This is a genomic window from Vreelandella massiliensis (assembly GCF_900155385.1).
GTDB lineage: Bacteria > Pseudomonadota > Gammaproteobacteria > Pseudomonadales > Halomonadaceae > Vreelandella > Vreelandella massiliensis.
On the sequence record NZ_LT699744.1, the window covers coordinates 880,701 to 896,609 of the forward strand.

The 15,909-nt window shown below is 56.5% G+C and carries 15 protein-coding genes; 13 read left to right on the forward strand and 2 right to left on the reverse strand.

What is annotated here, in order from left to right:
- The first annotated feature begins 44 nt into the window (after positions 1-44).
- From uvrB to BQ9846_RS04065, 5 genes are all read left to right on the forward strand, one after another.
- The gene (uvrB, locus tag BQ9846_RS04045) at positions 45-2,072 is read left to right on the forward strand and encodes an excinuclease ABC subunit UvrB (RefSeq protein WP_075879309.1); all 2,028 of its coding nucleotides are present in this window, start codon (positions 45-47) and stop codon (positions 2,070-2,072) included.
- A 3-nt stretch (positions 2,073-2,075) separates the two neighbouring features.
- Complete coding sequence (gene nei / locus BQ9846_RS04050) at positions 2,076-2,906, forward strand: endonuclease VIII (RefSeq protein WP_075879310.1); 831 nt, start codon at positions 2,076-2,078, stop codon at positions 2,904-2,906.
- Between the two features lie 174 nt (positions 2,907-3,080).
- Positions 3,081-4,586 carry a fumarate hydratase gene (locus tag BQ9846_RS04055; RefSeq protein WP_075879311.1) on the forward strand — a complete coding sequence of 502 codons (1,506 nt, stop codon included), beginning with the start codon at positions 3,081-3,083 and terminating at the stop codon, positions 4,584-4,586.
- A 200-nt stretch (positions 4,587-4,786) separates the two neighbouring features.
- On the forward strand, positions 4,787-6,205 hold the full coding sequence (cls, locus tag BQ9846_RS04060; protein WP_075879312.1) for a cardiolipin synthase: 1,419 nt from the start codon (positions 4,787-4,789) through the stop codon (positions 6,203-6,205).
- Between the two features lie 41 nt (positions 6,206-6,246).
- Complete coding sequence (locus BQ9846_RS04065) at positions 6,247-7,164, forward strand: LysR substrate-binding domain-containing protein (protein ID WP_075879313.1); 918 nt, start codon at positions 6,247-6,249, stop codon at positions 7,162-7,164.
- Positions 7,165-7,200: 36 nt separating this feature from the next.
- On the opposite strand, the gene BQ9846_RS04070 is transcribed toward BQ9846_RS04065, so the two are convergent.
- On the reverse strand, positions 7,201-8,313 hold the full coding sequence (locus tag BQ9846_RS04070) for a bifunctional nicotinamide-nucleotide adenylyltransferase/Nudix hydroxylase (RefSeq protein ID WP_075879314.1): 1,113 nt from the start codon (positions 8,311-8,313) through the stop codon (positions 7,201-7,203).
- 154 nt (positions 8,314-8,467) lie between these two features.
- On the opposite strand from BQ9846_RS04070, the gene BQ9846_RS04075 reads away from it, so the two are divergent.
- Both BQ9846_RS04075 and yccX read left to right on the forward strand, forming a co-directional pair.
- Positions 8,468-9,415 carry a YihY/virulence factor BrkB family protein gene (locus BQ9846_RS04075; protein ID WP_075879315.1) on the forward strand — a complete coding sequence of 316 codons (948 nt, stop codon included), beginning with the start codon at positions 8,468-8,470 and terminating at the stop codon, positions 9,413-9,415.
- Between the two features lies 1 nt (position 9,416).
- Positions 9,417-9,692, forward strand: a complete 276-nt coding sequence (yccX, locus tag BQ9846_RS04080) for an acylphosphatase (protein WP_075879316.1) — start codon at positions 9,417-9,419, stop codon at positions 9,690-9,692.
- Between the two features lie 4 nt (positions 9,693-9,696).
- On the opposite strand, the gene BQ9846_RS04085 is transcribed toward yccX, so the two are convergent.
- Positions 9,697-10,641, reverse strand: coding sequence for a D-2-hydroxyacid dehydrogenase (locus BQ9846_RS04085; RefSeq protein ID WP_075879317.1), 945 nt, complete (start codon positions 10,639-10,641; stop codon positions 9,697-9,699).
- A 216-nt stretch (positions 10,642-10,857) separates the two neighbouring features.
- On the opposite strand from BQ9846_RS04085, the gene BQ9846_RS04090 reads away from it, so the two are divergent.
- The 6 genes from BQ9846_RS04090 to ybgC all read left to right on the forward strand — a co-directional run bounded on the left by BQ9846_RS04090 (position 10,858) and on the right by ybgC (position 15,877).
- Positions 10,858-11,145 carry an FmdB family zinc ribbon protein gene (locus BQ9846_RS04090; RefSeq protein WP_075879318.1) on the forward strand — a complete coding sequence of 96 codons (288 nt, stop codon included), beginning with the start codon at positions 10,858-10,860 and terminating at the stop codon, positions 11,143-11,145.
- Between the two features lie 86 nt (positions 11,146-11,231).
- A complete protein-coding gene (gene aspS, locus BQ9846_RS04095) occupies positions 11,232-13,013 on the forward strand; it encodes an aspartate--tRNA ligase (RefSeq protein ID WP_075879319.1) in 1,782 nt (593 codons plus the stop codon).
- A 130-nt stretch (positions 13,014-13,143) separates the two neighbouring features.
- Entirely contained in the window at positions 13,144-13,695 is a 552-nt protein-coding gene (gene ruvC, locus BQ9846_RS04100) for a crossover junction endodeoxyribonuclease RuvC (protein ID WP_083651458.1), read from the forward strand.
- 115 nt (positions 13,696-13,810) lie between these two features.
- Positions 13,811-14,416 carry a Holliday junction branch migration protein RuvA gene (gene ruvA / locus BQ9846_RS04105; protein ID WP_075879321.1) on the forward strand — a complete coding sequence of 202 codons (606 nt, stop codon included), beginning with the start codon at positions 13,811-13,813 and terminating at the stop codon, positions 14,414-14,416.
- A gap of 28 nt (positions 14,417-14,444) precedes the next feature.
- Positions 14,445-15,482, forward strand: a complete 1,038-nt coding sequence (gene ruvB, locus BQ9846_RS04110) for a Holliday junction branch migration DNA helicase RuvB (RefSeq protein WP_075879322.1) — start codon at positions 14,445-14,447, stop codon at positions 15,480-15,482.
- Positions 15,479-15,877, forward strand: coding sequence for a tol-pal system-associated acyl-CoA thioesterase (gene ybgC, locus BQ9846_RS04115; RefSeq protein ID WP_075879323.1), 399 nt, complete (start codon positions 15,479-15,481; stop codon positions 15,875-15,877). Before ruvB ends, ybgC begins: the two co-directional genes overlap by 4 nt.
- Positions 15,878-15,909: the final 32 nt, after the last annotated feature.

Below are 15,909 nucleotides of genomic sequence, written 5' to 3' on the forward strand. Positions count from 1 at the left end.
TTTCTCTCTATTTTCTTGCTATACATTTGCCCATAGGAGCCTTGATGAGCAAACCGTTTCGCTTACAGTCAAAATTTGCCCCAGCGGGTGATCAGCCTACCGCGATTACCCAGCTGGTGGGGGGATTGGAAGCGGGACTTGCGCATCAAACCTTACTGGGCGTTACCGGGTCGGGCAAAACTTTCACCATGGCCAACGTGGTAGAGACGTTGCAGCGCCCAACGATTGTGATGGCGCCCAATAAAACCTTGGCGGCGCAACTTTACGGCGAATTTAAAGCCTTTTTTCCTGATAATGCCGTGGAGTATTTTGTCTCCTACTACGACTACTATCAGCCGGAAGCTTACGTTCCCTCCTCGGATACGTTCATCGAGAAAGACGCTTCGATTAACGACCACATTGAGCAGATGCGCCTTTCCGCGACCAAGGCGTTGTTGGAGCGGCGCGACGCGCTGATTGTGGTATCGGTGTCGGCCATCTACGGCCTGGGCGACCCTGATCAATACCTGAAGATGCGCTTGCACTTCACCCGCGGCGAGCTGATCGACCAGCGCGCCTTTCTGCGTCGCTTGGCCGAGCTGCAATATACCCGTAATGATATGGATTTCCGCCGCGGTACGTATCGCGTGCGCGGTGACGTGATCGATATTTTCCCGGCCGACGCCGAAGACGAAGCCGTCCGTGTTGAGCTGTTCGACGACGAGATCGACTCCATCCGCCTCTTTGATCCGCTGACGGGCGACGTGCGGGGCCAAGTGCCGCGCATGACGATCTACCCGAAATCGCACTACGTCACCCCCCGGGAGACGATTTTGCAAGCGATTGAAGAGATCAAAGACGAACTCAAAGAGCGCCTAGCGTGGCTGCGCAAAAACGATCGCTTGGTGGAAGCGCAACGCTTGGAGCAGCGCACGCTCTACGATATCGAAATGATGCTGGAGCTTGGCTACTGCAACGGCATCGAAAACTACTCGCGCTATCTTTCAGGTCGCAACCCAGGAGAGGCGCCGCCGACGTTTTTTGACTATTTACCCGATGACGCGCTGCTGTTCATTGATGAGTCCCATGTTAGCGTGCCGCAAGTGGGCGGCATGTATAAAGGCGACCGCTCACGTAAAGAGACGCTAGTGGAGTACGGCTTCCGGCTCCCCTCCGCGCTGGATAACCGCCCAATGAAGTTTGAAGAGTGGGAAGCGATCTGCCCGCAAACGATCTTTGTCTCCGCCACACCCGGCCCCTACGAAGCGGAGCACGCGGGGCAAGTCGTCGAGCAGGTGGTACGCCCCACGGGGCTGCTTGATCCGGAAATCGACGTGCGCCCGGCGAGCACCCAGGTGGATGATCTGCTCTCCGAAATCCGTTTGCGCACCGAGGTCGGCGAGCGGGTGTTGGTCACGGTATTGACCAAGCGGATGGCCGAGGATTTAACCGAATACTTCGACGAGCACGATATCCGCGTGCGTTATCTCCACTCAGACATCGATACCGTCGAGCGGGTGGAGATTATCCGTGATCTGCGCTTGGGGAAGTTCGACGTGCTTGTCGGCATCAACTTGCTGCGCGAAGGGTTGGATATCCCCGAAGTATCGCTAGTGGCGATTCTTGACGCGGATAAAGAGGGCTTCTTGCGCGCTGAGCGCTCGCTGATTCAGACTATTGGCCGCGCGGCGCGTAATGCTAATGGTAAGGCAATTCTTTACGGCGATCGGGTGACCGACTCCATGCGCAAAGCCATCGACGAGACCGAGCGTCGCCGTGCCAAGCAGATGGCGCACAACGCCGAGCACGGTATCACGCCTACGACGGTGACCCGTTCGGTGGCCGATATCATGGAAGCCGGCCAAGCGCCGGGCAGCAAGAAAGCCCACCGCCGCCGGGGCAGCGAACGTAAGGTTGCTGAGTCGGAAGCCGCTTATGAGCCGAGTAGCATGCACCCGGATGACGTCGCGGCAGCGATCAACAAGCTCGAAGACGCCATGTTTGAAGCCGCGCAAAACTTGGAGTTCGAGGAGGCCGCAAGGCTGCGCGATAAAATTCACTCCCTCAAAGAGAAGCAGCTGGCGCTGGGGTAGCCGATGCCGGAAGGACCCGAAATCCGTCGCGCGGCGGACCAAATCGAGAAGCAGCTACGCGGTGGCCCGATTCAAGACGCCTGGTTTGCCTTTGAGGCGCTTAAGCCCCACGCGTCTTCGCTTATTGGTGAGTCGGTTTGCCGGGTAGATACCCGGGGAAAAGCGATGCTGATTCACTTTTCCGACCAGCGCGTGCTCTATTCGCACAATCAACTGTATGGCGTGTGGAAATGCCATCGCGCCGAAACGGAGCCCTCCACGCGTCGCTCGCTGCGTGCGCGATTGGTCGTCCAGGGGAGGGCGGCTAGTTTGTATAGCGCCTCCGATATCAGCATGTGGTGGGCCTGCACCCTCGACCAACACCCTTTTTTGGCGCGCCTTGGCCCTGATTTGTTAAGTCAGGCGGTCAGCGTTGATACCGTCGCCGAGCGGCTGGCGCTGCCTGAATACCGGCGTCGCGGTCTGGGAGGGCTTTTGCTGGATCAAGGTTTTGTCGCGGGCTTGGGGAATTATCTGCGCAGTGAAATTCTGTTTTTTGCGGCGTTGCATCCTGGGTATCGACCGTGCGATTTAAGCGATACCCAAACCCAGCGTTTGGCGCAATATATCGTTGACGTTACCTGGCAGGCGTATCGTCAGGCTGGTGTGACCAATAGCGCGGACTGGACGAAAAAAGCCCAAGACCAAGGTGAAGGGCGGCGGCAATGGCGATTTGCCGTATTTGCGCGTGAGGGGTTGCTTTGCCACCGCTGCGCAACTGCCATTGAGCGTATCACAGTCGCCTCGCGGCGGCTCTATCTCTGCCCGTACTGCCAGCCGGATAACCGAGAATAATATTTATACCGTTATCTTGGGTTTACACTCACACCAAAGCACAATTCAAACAAGATCCACAGAGCCCCAATGAGAGTGCCGATAGACGGCACAATACGCTATAATTGCTGCCCGCTAATGCGATGCTGGGGTCGTTGGCATCGTGTCCAGACGATAACAAGGAGCTCTCTCTCCATGACCGTGATTCGCCAGGATGACGTGATTCAAAGCGTTGCCGATGCGCTGCAGTACATTTCTTACTACCATCCCAAAGATTTTATCGATGCCATGGCGGCTGCGTACGAACGCGAGGAGAACCCCGCGGCAAAAGACGCCATTGCCCAGATTCTGATCAACTCGCGCATGTGCGCCACCGGGCATCGCCCCATTTGCCAGGACACCGGCATTGTCACGGTCTTTGTTCATGTCGGCATGAACGTGCAGTGGGACGCGGACATGAGCCTAGACGATATGATCAACGAGGGGGTGCGTCGCGCTTACCAGCTGCCGGATAACATCCTGCGCGCCTCGGTTTTGGCCGACCCGGACGGTAAACGCCAGAACACCAAAGACAACACGCCGGCGGTGATTCACCACAAGATCGTGCCGGGCGATAAGGTCGAGGTTCACGTCGCGGCGAAGGGTGGCGGCAGTGAGGCGAAGTCGAAGTTTGCCATGCTCAACCCCTCCGATAGCGTCGTGGATTGGGTCATGGAGCAGCTACCCAAAATGGGCGCCGGCTGGTGTCCGCCCGGTATGCTGGGTATCGGCATTGGCGGCACGGCGGAAAAAGCCATGGAGATCGCCAAAGAGGCACTTTTGGACCCCATCGATATTCAGGACCTCCAAGCGCGCGGCCCGGAAAATCGCGCCGAGGAGCTGCGCCTGGAACTGTTTGATAAAGTCAATAAGTCGGGCATTGGCGCGCAGGGTCTGGGGGGATTGACCACGGTTCTGGATATTAAGGTCAAGGATTACCCCACCCATGCGGCCAATAAGCCCGTGGCGATCATTCCCAACTGTGCCGCTACACGCCATGCGCATTTCACCCTGGATGGCTCTGGCCCCGCTGCACTTAATCCGCCCAAGCTTGAGGACTGGCCGGAAATCACCCGTGAAATGGGGGACAACGTCAAGCGCGTCAACCTGGATACCGTCACGCCCGAAGAGGTGAAAACCTGGCAGCCAGGCGACACACTGCTGCTCAACGGCAAGCTACTGACCGGCCGCGACGCCGCTCATAAGCGCATGGTGGACATGCTCGCCAAGGGTGAGCCGCTGCCGGTGGATCTCAAGGGGCGCTTTATTTATTACGTTGGCCCGGTCGATCCCATCGGTGATGAAGTGGTTGGCCCGGCCGGCCCGACAACGGCAACGCGGATGGATAAATTCACCCGCACAATGCTGGAAGAGACCGGGCTTTTGGGCATGGTCGGCAAGGCAGAGCGGGGCCAAGCCGCTATTGAAGCGATTCGTGACAACGAGGCGGTGTACCTGATGGCCGTTGGCGGCTCCGCGTACCTGGTGGCGCAAGCGATCAAAAAGTCCCGCGTGGCGGGGTTTGAAGATCTCGGGATGGAGGCTATCTACGAATTTGAAGTCGAAGATATGCCGGTGACCGTTGCCGTGGATACCCAAGGCACATCCGTCCACCAAACAGGGCCGGCGAAATGGAAAGAAATTATCGCTGAGAAAGCCTGATAGTCGCTAAAAGAACGACGGTTCTGACTAGGCCCCGCTTTAGCGGGGCCTTTGTTTAGGTGGCGGCGTATGATACGCCGCGTAAGTTCTATATCAGACGTTGCGCATAAATACGCCGAATAAGCTGTTACAATAACGCCTATTTTGGGGCTTGTTTGCGCTTAGTGAGTGCATGCTGGAGATAACGTGCTGGAGATAACATGACCTCCTGGCTGTGGGGGGCGGGCATTGCGCTGATACACGTGCTCGGTATCTTATCAGCGATTATGGCGCTGATGTCGAGTCGCACATCGCAAGGCGCGGTGGCCTGGATCATTTCACTGCTGACCTTTCCGTATGTCGCACTGCCAGCCTATTGGTGCTTTGGGCGGCCACGCTTTTATGGCTACGTCTCCGCCAGGGGCGAGCGTGATAGCGTACTGCGCCGTGTTCTGGCGCGCTATCGTGCCAATATGATGCCTTACTGCGTGGTGTCCCCGAGCGCGGATACCCATGCGGTTGAGCAGCTCGCGATGATGCCACTCACCGAAGGCAATCAAGCAGAGCTTTTAGTCGATGGGGATGTCACCTTTAAAAGCCTGTTTTTGGGAATCGACAACGCCCAGTCCTATATCCTGCTGCAATTTTTTATCGTCAGAGACGATGCGCTCGGGCGTAAATTGCAGCGGCGATTGCTGGAGGCGGCGAGCCGGGGCGTGAGGGTCTATTTTCTGTACGACGAGTTGGGTAGCCGTAAGCTTAATGAAGGGTACTTGCGCGACCTCCAAGAGGAAGGCATCGAAGTGAGCGCCTTTCGTTCGTCACGCGGTTTCAAACATCGCTTTCAACTCAATTTTCGCAATCACCGTAAGGTGGCGGTGATGGATGGCAAAGAGGGTTGGGTAGGCGGTTTTAACGTGGGCGTGGAGTATCTTGGCGAGCACCCTCGCCACGGTCCTTGGCGAGACACCCACTTAAAGCTGACAGGTCCCAGCGTGATGGGGCTACAAGAAGCCTTTTGGGAAGATTGGCACTGGGCGACCGGCGAGGTCATCAACCTCAATTGGCAACCCGAAACGAAGCCTTCCACCAACCACCATGTCATCGTGGTGCCGTCAGGCCCGGCAGACCGGTTAGATACGGCGAGCCTTCTGGTGCAGAACATGATTCATAGCGCGCAAAAGCGCTTATGGGTCACAAGCCCCTATTTTGTCCCCGACCAGGGGGTGCAAGATGCGCTGAGACTTGCCGCAATGCGCGGTGTGGATGTTCGGGTAATGATTCCCGAACGCCCGGACCACTTGCTGGTGTTTCTGTCGGCGTTTTCCTTCTTGCCCGATATGCTTCGCGCGGGAGTAAAAATATACCGTTATCTCCCGGGGTTTCTCCACCAAAAAGTCATTCTTGTCGATAATGAAGCCGCCTCGGTAGGTACCGTAAACCTGGACAATCGCTCTTTTCGCTTAAACTTTGAAATCACCGCCTTTATACCCAGTCCCGATTTTGCCGCCAATGTACGTGTGATGCTGGAAAAGGATTTTTCGCACTGTCGGCGCGTTTCACTGGATGAAATTCAGCAGCGACCTTTATGGAAAAAGGTTGTTTCACGCGCAGCTTACTTAACTTCCCCCATACAATAACCGTGCGCAGGCACGTCACGTTCGATCAATAGGAGTCTAGGGTGAATTTAGAAACCAAATGGTTAGAAGATTTTGTCGCCCTAGCCAATACGCGCAGTTTTTCCGCCTCTGCGCGGCAGCGCCATGTGACTCAGCCGGCTTTTAGCCGCCGGATTCGGGCGCTGGAACAAGCCATTGGCGTCACGCTGGTCGACCGCTCCACAACGCCCGTAGGGCTGACCTCAGAAGGGCAACTTTTTCTGGTAACGGCCCGCAATCTGGTTGAGCAACTTAACGAGTCGCTTAGCCATCTGCGCGGGCTCTCCATTGCCAATGAAGCCTTGGATATAGTGGCGGCCCACTCCCTGGCGTTAAGTTTCTTCCCCCCCTGGATTTCCCGGCTCCAAAAAGGGTTAGGGGAGCTGCCCACGCGCTTAGTCGCCATGAACGTGGGGGAAGCGATCCATGTGTTGCGCGAAGGCAATTGCGACTTGATGCTGGCATATTACGATCCTTTTGCCACGATGCAGCTCGATGCTGAAGTGTTCCCCTCTTTTTCCATCGGCAAGGTCAAAATGCTACCGGTCACCCTGCCCGACGAGCAGGGTAAACCGCGCTATACCCTAAAAAGTGAAAGTGCGATTCCTTATCTAGCCTACACACAAGGGGCCTTTTTGGGCCGTAGCGTGCGCATGTTGTTGAAAAACGACCCGTTACGGATGCGCTTACGCACTGTTTATGAAACCGCCATGGCCGAAGGGCTTAAAGGCATGGTGCTTCAGGGCGTGGGGGTTGCTTGGATACCCGATTTCTGCATTCGTGAAGAGCTTAAAAATGGTCAACTCGTACGGGCCGGCGATGAGAGTTGGGATATCCCGCTTGAGATCCGTTTATACCGCTGCTCATTGGTGCACAAACCGGGCGTTGAGCGCCTATGGCGACAAATGATGAAACTACCTAGAGACTTTCTTCAGGGCTAATCTTCCAGGCTAAAATGCGCTTCAAACGAGTGCTCTTCAAGCGCCTGCGCTGCCGAAATCGGCCGGTAAGCCTAAAAAGTTCTGAATGATAAAAAAGTGGTCTTCAAAAAGGCTATCAGGCTCAAGGTCGGCCAGTGCGACCCATCGGGCATGGTCGCCGCCTTTTACCGGCTTTAGCCTGGGCAGTTGCTGGTCGGGGCGAAGGGCGAAATAGAACGCTTCGGCAAGCGTACGTCCGCGCCAACTGCGGTGCGGCTCATCAAATAGACGCTGCCCCCGCAGCGACCCCTTAAGCACCGGCTCGGGGACTTTCAGCCGAATGCGTTCGCGAAGTTCGCGCAGGCAAGCATCCAGTAGCCGTTCGTGCGGGTTGATAAAGCCGCCAGGTAGAGCGTACAAGCCTTTACCCGGTGCGGCTTTGCGCCGAACGAGCAGCACATGCCCCGACTGCACGACGACGGCATTAACGGTCACGAAAATGGGCGGGTAGGGGGCTTGGGCCCATGCCTGACGGTACTGATCAAGGAGACGCTGTTCTTCTAGCAGCTGTTCGTAGGCATCGCCTTGGCAAAATTCGGCTACCTGCTGAACCACGCCAGGAGGAAGGTCATGGTAGGCGCCGGTACTCAAATAGTCATCCGTTGCCCCTGGCGAGCGAAACAGCCGCTCGCGGATTTGGCTGGCGGAAATCCCCTCTACCAACGGTACGCTCACCGACTCCCATTGGGGGAAAAGCGATAAGTAGTAGCTCGACTGCCCTCGGCTAGCCCCTATCAAGCCGATACGCGGCAATTTGGCAACATCGGGCGCGGTTAAGTCACGTACACGACGTTGCACATCGCGCACCCAGACATCGTCGTTATACAGTGCATCCAATAGGGGGGTGATTTCCAAACGCCGATTCTCATCGTCATCAAACCCCGAACGAATCATCGTTTGACGCTCATCGAACTGCCAAGGGTTACGCAACGAGCGTGCCTGCCAGGACGAACCAACGAGCACAATCACTTGCCGCGCTTGCTTAAGCGCCTCGCGAATCACCGCCAAATGGCCAAGGTGGGGGGGTTGAAAACGGCCGATAAACACCAGGCAATCAAAATCATACGATTGAGCGTCATGAACTTGAGTGGCTGAATGTTCTGAGGGCATGGGAGGCTCCTGCGAAAAGGGCGCGGCCGATTGTGCGGCAAATCGGTCGTCATTATGGCAGTTAACGCGCGTGACGCAATTGATGACTGACCTGTCATCCACCCTAAGGTTCGGTATGCTAGGACATATTTACTCAAAGACAGGGATGCAACCGATGGTCAAACGTACCGCAACGTTTTGGATGAATGTGGTAAAAGATGCCATTCAGCTTTGGTTGGAACGTAATGCGTTTAGCTACGCGGGGTCACTGGCGTTTTATACGCTCTTTTCCCTTGCCCCGACCATTATCATAGCGGTTACCGTCATCGGCGTGGTGATGGGAGAAGAGGCTGCTCAAGGGCAAATTGTGAGCCAACTTCAGGGAACCCTAGGCACGGATGCAGCTGTCGCCATTGAGCAGGCGGTGGCGCAATCACGCATTGAAGAAGCGGGACTATTGCCCACGCTTCTGGGCGTGGGGGCACTTTTGGTCGGGGCGACCACGGTATTTGCCCAGATGCAGTTTTCATTGAATACAATTTTCGGGGTTACCGCTCGGCCTACCGCTAACAGCGCCTGGATTTTTATCAAAAACCGTTTGCTGTCGCTTACCGTGGTGCTCTCTATCGGCTTTATTCTGCTGGTATCGCTGGTGGCCGGGGTAATCATTCGCGGCATGCTACAGGCGGCGGATGACTTGGTGCCGTATATCGGACTGCTCGCCTCAAGCGCGGAGTCGCTGATTGCCCTTGGTGTCGTGGTGCTGCTATTCGCCACTATTTTCAAGGTTCTGCCCGATGTGATTTTGCGCTGGCAGGATGTACTCATCGGTGCGGTGGTGACAGCAGTGCTGTTTACCATTGGCCGCAGCCTTATCGCGATCTATCTGGCCTATACGGCCACGGCTTCTACTTACGGTGCCGCTGGCTCTGTCGTGATGATTTTGCTGTGGGTTTACTACTCATCCCTTATTCTTCTGTTTGGCGCAGCCTTCACCCGCTCGCTGTTATTGCGCCGCGGGCGTACCTTGGTGCCGCGCAACAGTGCTGTTATCGTTAAACGTGAGTTTGTCGATGAAAGACAAAGCGGGCCTAAGCGACCCTGTAACAATCAAGGAGAATGATATGTCACGGTGCTGCACAAAAGCCTGGGTAACGGGCAAAGTTCAAGGCGTTTGGTATCGCGGTTCGACTCAAGAGCAGGCACTCAAACTGGGTATTACCGGATATGCCAAAAACCTTCCCGATGGGCGCGTTGAAGTGCTGATGTGTGGTTCACAAGAGGACGTTAAAACGCTTTCCGAATGGCTATGGCAGGGGTCGGAGAAGGCGCATGTGACCCATGTAGAGTTTGAGGTGTTGGAACAAGCCCATGCGCCGGATACGTTTTCTACCTACTAAGGCGTTAAGCTGACCGCCAATTACGGATATTGTCGGCCGTGAGTTTGACAATATTTTGCCGCGCCTCGGGAGTAATCCAGGCGTTGTGAGGCGTGACGATCAAGTTTAACGCCTCTCCTTGGCTAAGCGCATCGAGTAGGGCGTGGCCATCGCGGGGCGGCTCGCTGGGTAGCACATCGACTCCGAGGCCGCCCAGTGTGCCGTTTCTGAGAGCCTTAAGCGCGGCCTTTTCATCGATAATCCCCCCGCGAGCACAGTTGACCAAAAGCAGCGACGACTTGGCCCGCGCTAAGCGCTCTTGGTTGATAAGGTGGCGGGTGGTTTCGTTGAGCGGGCAGTGAAGGCTTATGATATCGGCGCTTGGCAGCAGCTCATCCAAAGAGGGGCGCTTATCGTTATCTTCATTACCCGGCCGCGCCGCAAAGGTCACGGTCATGCCGAAGGCTTCTGCTAGGCGGGCAACCTCGCTGCCGAGCTCGCCTTGGCCGACCATGACCAGGTTTTTGCCCGCGAGTTGAAGCGTCGGGTAGTCCTGCAAGCAGAAAAAATCGCTTTTTTGCCATTCACCCGCCGCAATCGCCCGCTGATAGAGTGGCAAGCGATTGGCGAGCGTCAGCATCAGCATTAACGTATGTTGCGACACGCTGGCGGTGCCATAGGCTGAGACATTTTTGACGCTGATACCGTGCGTTTCAGCGGCTTCCAGGTCAATGTTATTAAGCCCGGTCGCGAGCACACAAATTAGCTTTAGCCGTGGCAGGGCGGCCAGTGTTTCCGCATCGAGTACGACTTTGTTGACGATTGCGATCTCAGCGTCCGCCAAGCGCTCCCGTGCCTCAGCGGTACTGCTCTGCCCGTATACGCCTAAGTTGTCGACCTGTTCGCGGATGGCGGACAAATCGATATCAGGTCCTAGGCTCTCAGCGTCGAGTATCACGGCGTTTGGCATTTGTCTTCTCTCCAGCGATGTTATTAAGTGATGTGTTATCACGTGACAGCATTTATCCGGTAGCGACTTGCTCGGCAGGGGTTACAAAAGGGTATAATACGCCCGCTTTACCAACCGCCGTCTTGGAATTTTCCCGATTTGGCCGCATATAGCAGCCTGGCAGCGAATGAGCATGCCAATGTCCTGTCTGGGCCACGCTTTTCAGGAGTCAACAACATGCCCATCTACGAATATGAGTGCAAGGCCTGCGGCCATCGTTTGGAAAAACTGCAAAAAATCAGCGCTGACCCGCTAACGGACTGCCCCGTTTGCGAACGCGACACGCTATCGCGTCTTGTCTCAGCGGCGGGTTTTCGCCTGGCCGGCGGCGGCTGGTACGAAACCGATTTCAAAACGGGTAGCAAAAAGAATCTGGCAGCCGATAGCAGCAAAGAAAGCGCGACCGCGCCAAGCAGTGCTAAACCGAAAGATAGCAGCAAAAAGTCAGATGGCGCTGCCGCTTGAGACGTAAGCTTTCTCGCTAGCCGACTCTTCACGGTTCTACCGTTATTTATTTCCCCACTTTGCCACAACACAGAACAGGATTTGACATGCGCAGCCATTATTGCGGCCAGCTAAACGAAACGTTGGTGGATCAAACGGTTACCGTTTGCGGATGGGTACACCGTCGTCGGGATCACGGCGGCGTTATCTTCCTCGATATGCGCGACCGCGACGGCATAGCGCAGTTTGTGGTTGACCCAGACACCGCCGAAGCGTTCGCCAATGCCGATCGCGCCCGTGGTGAATATGTGCTTCGCATTACCGGTCGCGTTCGTCCGCGCCCGGAAGGGACGCAAAACCCCAACATGCCCACCGGCATGATTGAAGTGCTGGCGAAAGAGGTTGAGGTACTTAACACCGCGGCGACGCCGCCGTTCCAGCTCGATGAGCACGGCAAAGTCGGTGAAGAGGTGCGTTTAAAGCATCGCTATATCGATTTGCGTCGTCCGGACATGATTGAGAAGCTACGCTTGCGTTCGCGCATTTCTCATAACGTGCGTGCCTTTTTAGAGAACCAAGGCTTCTTGGATATCGAGACGCCGGTGCTCACCCGCGCGACACCCGAAGGCGCGCGCGACTATCTGGTTCCCAGCCGCACCCACGCCGGTAGCTTCTTCGCGCTACCGCAGTCGCCGCAGCTCTTTAAGCAGCTTCTGATGGTGTCCGGCTTCGATCGCTATTACCAGATTGCCAAGTGCTTCCGCGATGAGGATCTGCGCGCCGACCGCCAACCGGAGTTCACGCAGATCGACATCGAGGCGTCGTTTGTTGAAGAGAATGACATCATGGCGATCACCGAGTCGATGATTCGCCAGCTCTTTAAAGACGTGCTCAACGTTGATTTACCCGTCTTTCCGCGGATGACCTGGCACGATGCCATGCATCGCTTCGGCTCCGATAAGCCTGACCTGCGTATTCCGCTGGAGCTGACCGACGTCGACGATTTAATGCAGCAAGTCGACTTCAAGGTCTTTTCCGGCCCCGCGAAGGCAGAAGATGGCCGCGTGGCGGCGCTGAAAGTGCCCGGTGGCGCGACGCTCTCGCGTAAAGAGATCGATGAATACACCAAATTTGTCGGCATTTACGGCGCCAAAGGCTTGGCTTGGATCAAGGTCAACGAGCGCGCCAAAGGCCTTGAAGGGCTGCAGTCACCCATTGTCAAGTTCATGGAGAACGTGGTCGAAGAACTGCTCGACCGTGTTGACGCTAAAGATGGCGATATTATCTTTTTCGGTGCCGATAAAGCTCGCATCGTTAACGAAGCCATCGGCGCGCTACGCAATAAGCTGGGCGCCGACCTCGACCTCTATACCCAAGCCTGGTCACCGCTGTGGGTTGTCGACTTCCCGATGTTTGAAGCCGACGACAACGGTCGTTTAAGCCCACTTCACCACCCGTTTACTGCACCTGCTTGCAGCCCCGAAGAGCTCAAGGCCAATCCGGCAGCGGCGCTCTCCCGCGCCTATGACATGGTGCTGAATGGCACAGAACTCGGCGGGGGCTCTATCCGTATCCATAATCAAGCCATGCAGAGCACCGTGTTTGAGATTCTGGGTATTGGCGAAGAAGAAGCGCGCGAGAAGTTCGGCTTCTTGCTCGACGCGCTGCAGTACGGCGCACCGCCCCATGGTGGCTTGGCCTTCGGGTTGGATCGCTTGGTGATGCTGATGGTGGGCGCGAACACTATCCGCGAAGTCATCGCTTTCCCGAAAACTCAAAGTGCTGCCTGCTTGATGACCGACGCGCCGGGCGAAGTCAGCGCGGAGCAGCTGAAAGACCTCAATATCCGTCTGCGCCAAAAGGCCAAAGCGGAAACCGCAGGGGAGTAATCCCTCCTGTGGTAGCCGCCAAGGCTTTTGCAGAGCAATACGGCACCGGCGCCTTAGGGCGTCGGTGTTTTTGTTACGGCTTTTTAACTGCCTAGTTTTTTTACCTGCCTATTAGGGGATTCGAAACACGATGCCCGAGCAGCCGCTCGATAGTTCGCCGCGTATTCTAGGTATCGACCCGGGCTCGCGGATTACCGGCTTTGGTGTCATTGATCTGTGCCAAGGCAAGCCCCGCTATGTGGCCAGTGGCTGTATTCGCACCACGGATGTGGCACTGGAGCAGCGCCTGGCGCAAATTTATGCCGGGCTCAGCGAAGTCGTGGGGTTACATCGACCGATGTGTGTGGCGATCGAGCGTGTTTTCATGGCCAAAAATGCCGATTCGGCGTTGAAGCTTGGTCAGGCGCGCGGCACTGCGCTTGTCTGCATGGCGAATCTCGGATTTGCGGTCAATGAGTATTCGCCACGTCAGATCAAACAGGCAGTAACCGGCCAAGGCGGCGCGGATAAGACGCAAGTGCAGCACATGGTCACGGCAATCTTGCGCCTATCGGCGACGCCCCAGGCCGATGCCGCCGATGCCCTCGCCATTGCGCTGACCGATGGCTACGCGCGCAGCGGGCTGGTAGCCGCTACCACCTCCCAGCGCTCGCGACGCAAAAACGGCCGTTGGCGTCTATAAACGCCACTTGCCACCAATCAATCACCCAGTATCCCCATGGCATCACTGGTCACTTGTACAGAGGGGCTTTATAGTAGACTCCCGATGGAGAGCCAGATATTTTGAAAGGTCAGCTATGATTGGACGCCTTACCGGGTCGTTGCTGGAAAAGCATCCGCCCTTGATTGTCATCGACGTACACGGCGTCGGCTATGAAGTGGAAACGTCGATGAATACGCTAGTGGCGCTACCCGCCACTGGCGAAACGGTTTCGCTTTATACCCACTTGACCATTCGTGACGACGCCCACCTGCTTTATGGTTTTGCTCGGGAACATGAAAGGGCGCTGTTTCGTGCCTTGATCAAGGTCAACGGGGTGGGGCCGAAATTGGCGCTCGCGATTCTCTCCGGGATGGATGAGGATGCCTTCATGCGCTGCGTGCGCGATGACGACAGTAAAGCGTTGACTCGCCTGCCCGGTGTGGGCAAAAAGACCGCCGAGCGACTGATAATCGAGATGCGTGACCGCTTCCCCGAGTGGGAAAATAGCGCGGACTCCCCATTACCTCTGGAGGTTGCCTCAGCACAAGGCCAGCGCGATAGCTTAGCCGATGCCGAGGCGGCACTGATCAGTTTGGGCTACAAGCCCACTGAAGCGGCCAAAATGCTCGCGGGGCTCGACCCTCAGCAGCCCACCGAAGCGCTGATTAAAGCCGCACTGACGCAGCGTCTAAGCAGCTAGCCCAACTGTTTCACCTGGAAGGAGCCCCATGATAGAACAGGATCGCTTGATCGCCGCCGCGCCGGAGCAGGGTGAAGTCAGGATGGATCATGCGATTCGTCCCCAGCGTCTTAGCGACTACATCGGCCAGCCGCGCATGCGCGAGCAGATGGATATCTTCATCGGTGCCGCTCGGCTGCGCGAAGAGAGCCTAGATCACACCCTGGTATTTGGCCCACCGGGGCTGGGTAAAACCACGCTGGCGAATATTATTGCCACCGAGATGGGGGTTAACTTGAAATCCACCTCGGGGCCCGTGCTTGAGCGCGCCGGTGATCTCGCCGCGATGCTGACCAATTTAGAGCCCGGCGATGTGCTTTTTATCGACGAAATTCATCGGCTTTCGCCCGTGGTGGAGGAAGTGCTCTATCCTGCGATGGAGGACTTCCAGCTCGATATCATGATCGGTGACGGCCCAGCGGCGCGCTCGATTAAGCTTGATTTGCCGCGCTTCACGCTAGTGGGCGCCACGACCCGCGCCGGGCTTCTCACGTCACCGCTGCGCGACCGCTTCGGCATTGTCCAGCGCTTGGAGTTTTATAACCTTGAAGAACTCAGCGCCATCGTCACGCGCTCGGCAAGGTTACTAAACGTCGATACCAGCGCGGAGGGTGCCGCTGAAATCGCCAAACGCTCGCGCGGCACGCCAAGGATTGCCAACCGATTGCTGAGGCGGGTGCGGGATTACGCCGATATCAAAGGCAGTGGCCATGTCGATGTGGCGATTGCCGATGCCGCGCTGAATATGCTCAACGTTGATCATCATGGGCTCGATCACATGGATCGGCGTCTTTTGCTCGCCATGATGGATAAATTCGACGGCGGCCCGGTCGGTGTCGATTCTCTTTCGGCGGCGATTGGCGAAGAGCGCGATACGATCGAGGATGTCATCGAGCCCTATTTGATTCAGCAAGGCTTAATGATGCGCACCCCGCGTGGGCGCGTGGTGACTCGGCAGGCGTGGGCGCACTTTAGCCGCGTGCCCCACGAGCAGGCGCCCGTCAGTGCGGGGGAAGTGAGACCATGAGCCATGCCTTTGCCATGCCGGTTCGGGTTTATATGGAGGACACAGACGCGGGCGGCATTGTCTACTACGTTAACTACCTGAAGTTTATGGAGCGCGCGCGTAGCGAATGGCTAAGGCAACAAGGCTTCAATCAACAGGTGTTACTAGACGAAGGGACGCAGCTAGTGGTATATCGCTTGGCGTGCCACTACGCAAAACCCGCAAAGCTGGATGATGCCATCGATGTGACAGCCGACATAATCGACATCGGCCGCTGCCGGATGACCTTTGAGCAACAAGCTAAGCGCCACGGGGAACTCCTGTGTAGCGCCACAGTCGAGATAGCGTGTTTGGACGCTAAACGCTTAAGGCCTAAAGCCTGGCCGCCATCCCTGGTGGCATTACTCGATACGTAACCGCTTTAATGCGCAATACCTAATCACCTAAC

What these genes read in the sequence shown, in the direction of transcription:
- uvrB (WP_075879309.1), top strand. Translation starts at nt 45, where the DNA reads ATGAGCAAACCGTTTCGCTTACAGTCAAAATTTGCCCCAGCGGGTGAT.
- nei (WP_075879310.1), top strand. Translation starts at nt 2,076, where the DNA reads ATGCCGGAAGGACCCGAAATCCGTCGCGCGGCGGACCAAATCGAGAAG.
- BQ9846_RS04055 (WP_075879311.1), top strand. Translation starts at nt 3,081, where the DNA reads ATGACCGTGATTCGCCAGGATGACGTGATTCAAAGCGTTGCCGATGCG.
- cls (WP_075879312.1), top strand. Translation starts at nt 4,787, where the DNA reads ATGACCTCCTGGCTGTGGGGGGCGGGCATTGCGCTGATACACGTGCTC.
- BQ9846_RS04070 (WP_075879314.1), bottom strand. Translation starts at nt 8,313, where the DNA reads ATGCCCTCAGAACATTCAGCCACTCAAGTTCATGACGCTCAATCGTAT.
- BQ9846_RS04075 (WP_075879315.1), top strand. Translation starts at nt 8,468, where the DNA reads ATGGTCAAACGTACCGCAACGTTTTGGATGAATGTGGTAAAAGATGCC.
- yccX (WP_075879316.1), top strand. Translation starts at nt 9,417, where the DNA reads ATGTCACGGTGCTGCACAAAAGCCTGGGTAACGGGCAAAGTTCAAGGC.
- BQ9846_RS04085 (WP_075879317.1), bottom strand. Translation starts at nt 10,641, where the DNA reads ATGCCAAACGCCGTGATACTCGACGCTGAGAGCCTAGGACCTGATATC.
- BQ9846_RS04090 (WP_075879318.1), top strand. Translation starts at nt 10,858, where the DNA reads ATGCCCATCTACGAATATGAGTGCAAGGCCTGCGGCCATCGTTTGGAA.
- aspS (WP_075879319.1), top strand. Translation starts at nt 11,232, where the DNA reads ATGCGCAGCCATTATTGCGGCCAGCTAAACGAAACGTTGGTGGATCAA.
- ruvC (WP_083651458.1), top strand. Translation starts at nt 13,144, where the DNA reads ATGCCCGAGCAGCCGCTCGATAGTTCGCCGCGTATTCTAGGTATCGAC.
- ruvA (WP_075879321.1), top strand. Translation starts at nt 13,811, where the DNA reads ATGATTGGACGCCTTACCGGGTCGTTGCTGGAAAAGCATCCGCCCTTG.
- ruvB (WP_075879322.1), top strand. Translation starts at nt 14,445, where the DNA reads ATGATAGAACAGGATCGCTTGATCGCCGCCGCGCCGGAGCAGGGTGAA.
- ybgC (WP_075879323.1), top strand. Translation starts at nt 15,479, where the DNA reads ATGAGCCATGCCTTTGCCATGCCGGTTCGGGTTTATATGGAGGACACA.